This is a genomic window from Psychroserpens sp. AS72, from assembly GCF_038900375.1.
GTDB lineage: Bacteria > Bacteroidota > Bacteroidia > Flavobacteriales > Flavobacteriaceae > Psychroserpens.
Genome location: NZ_JBBMRC010000016.1, coordinates 37812 through 44318, shown reverse-complemented (window position 1 = coordinate 44318; position 6507 = coordinate 37812). Strand labels below are relative to the sequence as shown.

The 6507-nt window shown below is 29.7% G+C and carries 7 protein-coding genes; 1 reads left to right on the top strand and 6 read right to left on the bottom strand.

Annotation, left to right across the window (positions count from 1 at the left end; genetic code table 11):
* Positions 1–577: 577 nt before the first annotated feature.
* The 6 genes from WNY78_RS18385 to xerA form a co-directional block, all read right to left on the bottom strand.
* Positions 578–907 (bottom strand): hypothetical protein, encoded by a 330-nt coding sequence (locus WNY78_RS18385; RefSeq protein ID WP_342874691.1) that lies wholly within the window; start codon positions 905–907, stop codon positions 578–580.
* Entirely contained in the window at positions 908–2137 is a 1230-nt protein-coding gene (locus tag WNY78_RS18380) for a Shedu immune nuclease family protein (RefSeq protein WP_342874690.1), read from the bottom strand.
* Between the two features lie 171 nt (positions 2138–2308).
* Positions 2309–3103: a cation transporter gene (locus WNY78_RS18375; RefSeq protein WP_342874689.1), complete on the bottom strand. Its 795-nt coding sequence runs from the start codon at positions 3101–3103 to the stop codon at positions 2309–2311.
* Between the two features lie 167 nt (positions 3104–3270).
* Positions 3271–3909, bottom strand: a complete 639-nt coding sequence (locus WNY78_RS18370) for a hypothetical protein (protein ID WP_342874688.1) — start codon at positions 3907–3909, stop codon at positions 3271–3273.
* Positions 3910–4083: 174 nt separating this feature from the next.
* Positions 4084–4593: a hypothetical protein gene (locus tag WNY78_RS18365; protein WP_342874687.1), complete on the bottom strand. Its 510-nt coding sequence runs from the start codon at positions 4591–4593 to the stop codon at positions 4084–4086.
* 58 nt (positions 4594–4651) lie between these two features.
* Positions 4652–5779, bottom strand: coding sequence for a site-specific tyrosine recombinase/integron integrase (gene xerA, locus WNY78_RS18360; protein WP_342874686.1), 1128 nt, complete (start codon positions 5777–5779; stop codon positions 4652–4654).
* Positions 5780–5871: 92 nt separating this feature from the next.
* Between xerA and WNY78_RS18355 the strand changes: the two genes are divergently transcribed.
* A complete protein-coding gene (locus WNY78_RS18355) occupies positions 5872–6267 on the top strand; it encodes a hypothetical protein (RefSeq protein WP_342874685.1) in 396 nt (131 codons plus the stop codon).
* The last annotated feature ends 240 nt before the right edge of the window (positions 6268–6507 follow it).

Below are 6507 nucleotides of genomic sequence, written 5' to 3'. Positions count from 1 at the left end.
CAAAAGAGCAACGACCATTATTTAAGCACAATATAGCAATTTTTTATACACGATGTTACAACCTTTTGCGATAGAGTAGAGTAAATGCGATCTGCAAAAAATCCGTTTGATTAATTTTCTTATATCCTTAATTTTCAAAAAAAAATGATAAACTTCTTTTTTCAGATTAATACAAGATTCCGAAAACAGGCTAAATTCCGCAAGAGTAAATCAGTTTTCACAAACTTTATAAAATTCCGCAAACAAGCTAAAAATTCCGTTTGAGTGGATTCCGATTATATTATTCAAATTCCGAGTTTGAGTAAGAAAAAATTCCGATGAATTTAGTGTTTTGGAATTCGGTTTAAAAGGAGTTACGATTTTTGAGCTATTGGTTGTAACGGTCGTGTATATGAAACGTAGCGTGTAAAAAGACGCTAACTTTTCGGATTAAACACGAGCCGAATTTTTAAATTTTTCTTTTTCTCTTGATTTTACTAAAAGCCAAATTTAAAAATTTGACGGACTTTGCAAATACACAAAAACCTCTCGGAAAGCCTGTAATAGCTATGTTTTATATACGTTGTTGTAAGCCGTTTTATTCCGCAGTTTGTTCATTCCTATTGCCTTTAATAGCGAGATAAAATTTTTGATTTGGGTTTATATTGTATTCGTTTAATTTGGTTTCAACATCTTGTTTTATAGATTCCACTTCTCTGTTAATTGTAATACTTTTTAAAATATCAATTGTTTCTTCAATTCCGTTTACTTCGGTTTCAAATGAAAAATCTATGTTCATTGGATTGTATGACATTTGAATGTCAAAAAATGTTCCTGCACTTAAAAACTTATCTTTATTCCAAATCAATTTATTATTTGGTTCGTGCAAAAAATCTGATATTTTTTCTATTTTCTCGTCAGTTGTCATTTACTTAATTTTTATTTTATCCAATAAGTTCTTTAGTCTTTCAAGTAGTTCATCATAAAGTACAAATTCAATATCTTTAAGACTTTCACGAAGGTTTTTGAAATGATTAAGTTTCTTTTTAGTGTTTAATTCCTTTGTTGAACCTGCTACGATTATTACTCTTGGATTAATTATATTTACATCAATTCCTTCTTCGCTTTCTGTTTCCGTTTCTTCTTTAATTGATTTGGTATAACTTATAGCGTTCTCTTTTGATTTTTGTAAATAATCAGTTGCTTGAGCAATTACCATTGAAACATCTTTTGTCCAATACCAAGTTTTATGACTGGAATCATATTTCATTAATGGCGTGCTACTTTTTTTAAGTTCATAAAAGTCGATATAACCATAAATATCAACTAAAACTAAATCAGGATATTTAGTTATTCCAGTCGCAATATTTTTATAATTAATTTTATGTGCATATCGAGTGTCAAATAGAGTAATATATTCATCAAAGAATTTTTGCCAAGAACTTTCAGGTGGGTTTTCTTTTAGTAATGACTCATATTTAATTATTATTTCTTGCAAAGTCAGAATTTGAGCATTTTTCTGAAGACCAAAAGTCATTCTTTTGACTAAATCAGCTCTTTTATACTTTTTAGCCGCATTTACATAAAAGTCTCCAATTTTCTCAATATCGTCAGCTGTAAGTTGGTCAATCAGCTTTTGATTTAAGTTTCTTAAAATCAGTTTTTTATTGTTGTTAGTTTCTTTATAATCGAATGCTATCTCTGGAAATATATCTACCAAAAAGTTCTTTATTAAGATTTTTTTGGTGTCGTTACAAGCACGTTGTTCTTGATTTGTACTTGAAATTAATGCAGAAAGGTCATTTAGATTTAGAAAAAGATTTTTACGAACTTTTTTTGATTCAATTTCTTCTGATATAATAATCTTACTAATCCGTTTATCGTCAAATTGATAACGAAAAAAGCTGTTCACGGTATTGTCACTAAATCCATAGCCAAAAGAACTGAACAGATACGGAATTTCATCAAAATCTCTTAATTCAATTTGGTTTATTGATTGTCCATCATAATTGAAAAAGTAGTCTTTCCCTTTTTGTTCATATATTTTTACAAATTCCTTTTCTTCATCTTCTTTGTGCTGACGATAAACTATTTTTTTATCTCCAACAGTCTCTTCAAAGAGAAGTAGCTTTTTTGTTTCAAGGAATTGTTCTTTCATATTCGGTTTTTCTCAAATGGCTTACAACGGTCTTGTGTATGGTTAGTTGCGTGTTTCAGCAACTAATTTAGTAAACAAAAACGAACGCGAGAAAATTCCGAAGGAATTTTCCAAGTAGGCAACGACCAAAGCAATTAATTATACACGTTGTTGTAAGTAGTGCTTTTTCGCTTACTTGCTCAATTTCAGTATTCGGAATGCACCTTGAATTACCAACGCAAAAACGATTGTTCCGATAATTAAATCAGGTTTACTCGAACTCAACCAATTTACCAAAATTCCAGCAATTATTACTCCTAAATTGATAATCACGTCATTTGATGTAAAAATCATACTCGCTTTCATATGAGCCTCTTCTTTGCTTTTTGACTTTTGCAAAATGTAAAGACAAATTCCGTTTGCGATTAGTGCAAAAATCGAAACGATAATCATTGTCGAAAAATCGGGAAGTTTCTCGTCTCCGAAAAATCTCCTTAAAACTTCTACAAATCCAATAATCGCAAGTGTTATTTGAAAATATCCAGCAAGTTTGGCAATCCGTTTTTTCTTTATTATTGTTCCACCAACCGCAAACAAACTAATTCCATAAACGAAACTATCGGCAAGCATATCCAAGCTGTCTGCAACAAGTCCCATAGATTTTGAGATAATTCCTGTTGTCATTTCGATAATGAAAAAAGCAAAATTTATTACAAGTACAGACCAAAGTAGTTTTTTCTGATTTTCATTTTCTTTAAATTCCGTTTGGTCGGTTTGTTCCGTTGAGATTTTCTTTCCGCCTAAATTTAGTTCGATAACTGACTTTTCGATTTGGTCAATTTCTCCGCTGTGAAAAACGGTCAATTTTCGATTCGGAATATCAAAGTCCAAATTCGCAATGCTTGAAATTCCATCCAATTTCATTCGGATTAGATTTTCCTCTGAAGGACAATCCATTTTGGTGATTTCAAATATTGTTTTATTCACTCGGTTTCTGGGTTTTTCGGCATTACTTACAACGGTTTTGTATATGGTTTGTTGCGTGTTTCAAGCAACTAATTTAGTAAATAATTACGGACAAAGAAAGTCCGTGAGGACTTTCGTAAGTAAGCTAAAACTAGCAATAAATTATATACGGTGTTGTACAACGTTTTTTATTTCATTATTTGTCCGATTAATTCTGTGTTGATTTTTTCGGTGTTTAATTTTATATATCTCAAAGACTTTACTTTTGATTCTTCAAGTTCGATTATCAGAACTTTATTTTTATTCGAGTAAGCAATTCCACTGTCGAAAGTCAGATAATCATTTCCAAATTCCGATTCCAAGTCTGTTTTTGAAAGTCCGATAAAATTAGCTTTTCCCAAATCGGAATCATTACTTTTAATCTTTAATTCAATCAGTATTTCAGTTTTGTCTTCATAGTTGTGTTGGTTTTTTCCGTATTTAAAGACAACTATTTCATTAATTTCTAATTGTCTATTTACTGTAGAAATGAAGTTGTAACTATAAAAAATAGAATCATTAATTTTTGGGTGAAAATAATATTCCAAACCATTTGTCACGGTTGTGGTGACATCTCTTTTCGTTTTATTTTTAAATTCTTGTAGGTCAATCGGGTTTTCAAGAAAAGAGGTCAGATTCAGGTTTTTCTCATATTTTTCTCTTTCATCTTTATCAGGTTCTGGAACTAATTCAAACCTTTCAGAATTCGTTGAATTTGATTTGTTTTCATTCTCGTTTTTACAACTCAAACAAACTAAAAATAATATGATTAAACTTCCTAATTTCATTTTTTGGTAAATGTTGTACAACGTGTTCGTGTATGATTAGTTGCGTTGGCTGGAACTAAGTTAGCAAAAGAAAACGAACCAGAGGAAAATCCGTAGGATTTTCCGAGTACACACAGAACCAGCAATTAATTATACACGTTGTTGGCAATAGTTCATTCAATTCGCTAAACTAGATTAGTCATATTCAAATGGCATATGAGATTGATTAAAAAGTAATTTGTTATTATCTAATTTATCAAATCCGACATACTTGCCATCATTTAAATTTAAAGTAAAAATATTTTCAACCTGATTAACAAGTATCGTAAAGATTAGTGTCGAATCTTTTGTTTTACAAGTGATGTTTTTGTCATTGTTTAAAGCAATAACTAAAGCTGAATTTTCTTTTTTTATTTTCAGGAATATGTCAGTCAGACCTACCGATTTGTCACTTGTTAAAATTTTATTTTCAAATACTAGGCAATTATTAATTAAAAACGAGATTTGATCTTTTTCAAAGAAATCTTGAAACTCGATATTCAGATATAATTCTTCGTCACTAATTTTTTCATTTTGTGATTCAGTTGGTTGTTTCGATTCCGCAAAATTTTCACTCACATTTTCAGGACTTTTCTTTTCATTTTCTTTTTGTCCGCAAGCAGATAATGTCAAAAGGATTAAAAAAAGTTGAATGTATTTCGTCATTTCTTAAATTATTGCCAACAATTGGGTATAGACAATTGTCTATATCCACATTATAACGCTAAGATAGTAAATCTTTAATTTCCATGAATGATCTATTAGCTACATGAGTATAAATTTCCGTTGTTTTAGTAGAACTATGCCCTAATAAAAGTTGGATATGTCTGATGTCAGTTCCATTTTCCAATAAATGGGTTGCGAAACTATGTCTTAACATATGAGGTGTGACTTTTTTTAAAATCCCAGCTTCTTTTGCAGCCTTAGAAATAATGTTTAAAACACTAGTTACACTATATTTGGCGCCTTTTTGTCCTTCAAAGAGATATTTGTTAGGTCTATATTCTTTATAGTATGTTTGAAGGTCTTTTAGAATACTAGGACTTAATATAGATATTCGGTCTTTATTTCCTTTTGCATTGTTGATTTTGACAACCATTCTTTTACTATCTATGTCAGTAATATTTAGGTTCAATAACTCTCCTCTTCTAAGTCCAGAAGAATAAAGTAGACCTACAATACACTTGTGTTTAATATTATTCGTGTTATTAATGATTTTTATAATTTCTTCTTTAGATAAAACTTCGGGTAGTTTTTTTTCTTTCCTTGGTCTTTCAATTGAGTAAAATCTATTTGGCATATCATGAACAATTTCATAAAAGAATTTTATACTATTAAGAGCTAAATTCACATAAGAATTAGATTTCCCCTCTTGTATGATTTTTTGTAAATATTGTCTTACATCTACCTCATTTAGAGTTATTGGATCAGAATCATAATAGTAATTTATAAATGCTTCAAAACAAGAGACATAGTTGCGAACTGTATTGTCAGAATATCTTTTAAGTTCAAGTTTTAATAAGTATTCCTCAGGGCAAGGTTTAAAACCTTCTTTCGGTTTTCTATTTCTATAGCGTTCTAAATTGAGTTGAGGATTATCGATATTAATAATTTTATCTGAAAAGAAATAATTACCGTTTACCCATGCTATTCCATAGAAAGTTTTAAATATTAAGTCCAAATTACTTTTGTTATTTTGTAGATAAAACATTCCAAATTCTTGACTCCAAGATATGTCCGGTAGTGTGTTTATAAGTGCTTGTATTACTTTATTTGTGTTAAATTGAAGTCCAATACATTTATTTTGATTAATGAGTAAATGCTTTAATGTTATGCTTTTTTGTGGATACATGGTTTTTTTTAAGGATAAATTACAGATTATAAAGGATTTAATCATATATTATTCGAATAGGATACGTATAAAATACACTTAATTTAAAACTTATGAGATTTCAAAAAGAATGTCTGCATTGTAATAAGGTATTAATAGGCAGAACTGATAAGAAATTTTGTGACCCACAGTGCAAAAGTGGTTATCAATACCAGAAATCGAAAGAACAACCAGAACGATTTTATAATAAAGTCGATAACCAATTGAAGCTTAATCGTAAAATTTTTAAGGAATATAATAAAGGAGGGAAAGTCACAGTAAGAGCTCGAATTTTAATTGAAAAGGGATTTAATCCTAATTTTTTCACACACTATTGGAAGAATAAGCAAGGTGATGTTTATTTATTTATATATGAATATGGTTTTTTGAAAAGGGATGAACATGGTATTTCTAAATATATTATCATAAAATGGCAGGATTATATGCTGAAAAATCTACCTTTGGGCTAATATATTGTTTAATCCAGTAAACAAAATCATGAACATGGTTTTGAACACGGTTTCATATAAATAGCAGCTCAAACAACCAGTGTTTGTGTTGAAAAAGCGGTCAAGGTCGGGCTCATAACCCGAAGGTCACTGGTTCGAGTCCAGTTCCCGCTACTAAGACGAAAGTCACAACTTTAAAGTTGTGACTTTTTTTATTTTTAATCTGCATTATTAACTTTTCTTTTTTATCAAATAAAATCG

Bases quoted from the DNA above. Each gene is read 5' to 3' on its own strand.
- WNY78_RS18385 (WP_342874691.1), bottom strand. From the start codon at position 907: ATGACAACTGACGAGAAAATAGAAAAAATATCAGATTTTTTGCACGAA.
- WNY78_RS18380 (WP_342874690.1), bottom strand. From the start codon at position 2,137: ATGAAAGAACAATTCCTTGAAACAAAAAAGCTACTTCTCTTTGAAGAG.
- WNY78_RS18370 (WP_342874688.1), bottom strand. From the start codon at position 3,909: ATGAAATTAGGAAGTTTAATCATATTATTTTTAGTTTGTTTGAGTTGT.
- WNY78_RS18365 (WP_342874687.1), bottom strand. From the start codon at position 4,593: ATGACGAAATACATTCAACTTTTTTTAATCCTTTTGACATTATCTGCT.
- xerA (WP_342874686.1), bottom strand. From the start codon at position 5,779: ATGTATCCACAAAAAAGCATAACATTAAAGCATTTACTCATTAATCAA.
- WNY78_RS18355 (WP_342874685.1), top strand. From the start codon at position 5,872: ATGAGATTTCAAAAAGAATGTCTGCATTGTAATAAGGTATTAATAGGC.